This window comes from Streptomyces sp. T028 (assembly GCF_048159505.1).
Lineage (GTDB): Bacteria > Actinomycetota > Actinomycetes > Streptomycetales > Streptomycetaceae > Streptomyces.
Genome location: NZ_JBLRVZ010000132.1, coordinates 1 through 2,838 on the forward strand (window position 1 = coordinate 1; position 2,838 = coordinate 2,838).

At 69.5% G+C, this 2,838-nt stretch carries 1 protein-coding gene and 1 pseudogene; one reads left to right on the forward strand and one right to left on the reverse strand.

Features of this window, described 5'->3' with window-relative positions; all coding sequences use genetic code 11:
* Positions 1–197 (reverse strand): annotated as a pseudogene (locus ACLZN2_RS50885) (hypothetical protein); the annotation flags it as partial.
* On the opposite strand from ACLZN2_RS50885, the gene ACLZN2_RS50890 reads away from it, so the two are divergent.
* On the forward strand, positions 151–2,838 hold a 2,688-nt coding region (locus ACLZN2_RS50890; protein ID WP_416987086.1), incomplete at its 3' end, for an amino acid adenylation domain-containing protein. The pseudogene ACLZN2_RS50885 and the gene ACLZN2_RS50890 sit on opposite strands and share 47 nt — an antisense overlap.

A 2,838-nucleotide genomic window follows, 5' to 3' on the forward strand; every position in this document is an offset into this window, starting at 1 on the left:
GGGGGGTTGGTTGACAGGGTGCCGGGTGGGTTTGAGGTGGTGGTGGTTGGTGGGGAGGTGGCCGACGGGTCGGTGGGGTCGGTGGGGTCGGTGGGGTCGGTGGGGTTGGTGGCGGAGGTGGTGCCGGAGCCGGGGCAGGCGGCGTATGTGATGTTCACGTCGGGGTCGACGGGGCGGCCGAAGGGTGTCGTGGTCACGCACGGCGCACTGGCCAACCACCTGATGTGGGCGCGGCGGGAGTTCGATCTGGAGCCGCGGGACCGGGTGCTGCACAAGACGCCGTTCGGGTTCGACGCGTCGGTGTGGGAGCTGTGGTGGCCGCTGGTGGCCGGGGCGGCATTGGTGGTCGCCGCGCCCGGAGAGCATCGCGATCCGGCATATCTGGCGGATCTGATCCGGCGTGAGCAGGTCACCGTCGCGCACTTCGTTCCTTCCGCGCTGACGGCGTTCGCGGCCGAGCCCGGGGCAGCCGACTGCGGAAGCCTGCGGATGGTGCTCTGCGGGGGTGAGATGCTGACGAGCGGTCTGTATGAGCGGGTCACCGGGTTGCTGGGGGCGCGGCTGCACAACCTGTACGGGCCCACCGAGGCCACCGTCGACACGACTTCCTGGCACGCCGGTCCGGATGAGCGGAGTGGGAGTGTTCCGATCGGCCGGCCCATCGCCAATACCCGCGTCTACGTCCTCGACCGGTTCTTGCAGCCCGTGGCGCCTGGGGTGGCGGGGGAGCTGTATATCGCGGGGACCAATCTGGCCCGGGGGTATCACGGTCGTGCGGGGCTGACGGCGGAGCGGTTCGTGGCCTGTCCGTTCGGTGCCGCCGGTGAGCGGATGTACCGGACGGGGGATCTGGTCCGGTGGACCCCGGAGGGGCAGTTGGTGTTCGTGGGGCGGGCGGATGGTCAGGTGAAGGTGCGTGGCTTCCGGATCGAGCTTGGTGAGGTCGAGGACGCCCTGGTGGCGCATCCGGGGGTGACGCAGGCGGTGGTGATCGCCCGGGAGGACGTCCCCGGTGACAGGCGTCTGGTGGCCTATGTCGTTCCCGACGGTGAGCGCGGCGTGGACGATGACCTGCCTGGTGAGTTGCGTGCGCATGTGGGTCGGCGGCTGCCGGAGTACATGGTTCCTTCCGCGTTGATGGTCCTGGACGGGCTGCCGTTGTCGGTGAACGGGAAGGTGGACCGGGCGGCGCTGCCGGTGCCGGAGTATGCGGTGTCCGGCGATGGGCGCGGTCCCGCCACGGTGGCGGAAGAGGTCGTGTGTCAGGTGTTCGCCGAGGTGTTGGGTGTGGAGCGGGTGGGGGTGGAGGACAACTTCTTCGAGTTGGGTGGGCATTCGCTGTTGGCGGTGTCGTTGGTGCAGCGGTTGCGTGAGTGGGGGTTGGGGGTTTCGGTGCGGGTGTTGTTCGAGGTGCCCACTCCGGCGGGGTTGGCTGCGGCGGGTGAGGGCGGTGGTGTGGTGGAGGTGCCGCCGAACGGTATTCCGGAGGGTGCGGAGGTGATCACGCCGGAGATGCTGCCGCTCGTGGAACTGACGGCGGAGCAGGTGGAGTTGGTGTGTGGGTCGGTGGAGGGCGGGGCGGCGAACGTGGCGGACGTGTATCCGCTGGCCCCGTTGCAGGAGGGCATCTTCTTCCACCACCTGCTCGCCGAGCCCGGCGAGGCAGACGTGTACCTCGTGCCGACGGTGGTGGCTTTCGACGGTCGTGAGCGGCTGGATGCGTTCGTGGCGGCGTTGCAGCGGGTGGTGGACCGGCATGACATCTATCGCACGGCTCTGGTGTGGGAGGGGCTGCCGGAGCCGGTGCAGGTGGTGTGGCGCCGCGCGGTCGTACCGGTGATCGAAGTGACGCTTCCCGGAAACGGGGATGCGGCCGCCGAGTTGCTGTCGGCGGTGGGCGAGTGGATGGACGTACGGCGGGCGCCGCTGGTGCGGGTGCACGTGGCGGCGGAGCCGGGCGGCGGCCGGTGGTTGGCGTTGGTGCAGATCCATCACCTGTTGCAGGATCACACGGCGCTGGATGTGGTGTTGGGTGAGGTCGCGACGTTGATGGCGGGGCGTGGGGACGAGTTGCCGGTTCCGCTGCCGTTCCGTGACTTCGTGGCGCAGGCCCGGCTGGGGGTGTCCCGTCAGGAGCACGAGGAGTACTTCGCCGGTCTGCTCGGGGATGTCACGGAGCCGACGCTGCCGTTCGGTCTGTCCGACGCTCATGGCGACGGCACCCGTGCGCGTCGGGCGCGGGTGACCCTTCCGGACGGCCTGGCGGGGCGGGTGCGGGAGCGGGCGCGTGGGCTGGGGGTGAGTCCGGCGACGTTGTTCCATGTGGCGTGGGCGCAGGTGTTGGCGAGTGTGTCCGGGCAGACGGACGTGGTGTTCGGGACCGTACTCCTCGGCCGGATGAACGCCGGGCGGGGAGCGGAGCGGGTCCCGGGGCCGTTCATGAACACACTGCCTGTCCGCGTGGACACCGCGGCTCATGATGTGATCGGTGCGGTCAGAGCGATGCAGTCCCAGCTGGCCGGCCTGTTGACGCATGAACACGCACCTTTGGCCCTGGCACAGCAAGCCAGCGGTGTCCAACCGCCGGCCCCGCTGTTCACCTCGCTCTTCAACTACCGTCACGCTCATCGGCCGACCGGCCACAGGAGTGGCGGCACGACCGGCGGACTGGCCGGAATGAGGGCGCTTCTCACCCTGGAGCGGACGAACTATCCCTTGGCTGTGGCGGTTGATGATCTGGGGGTGGGGTTCGGGGTGACGGTTGATGTGGTGGAGCCGGGGGATGCGGGGTTGGTGTGTGGGTTGTTGGGGACTGCGGTGGAGGGTTTGGTGGTGGCG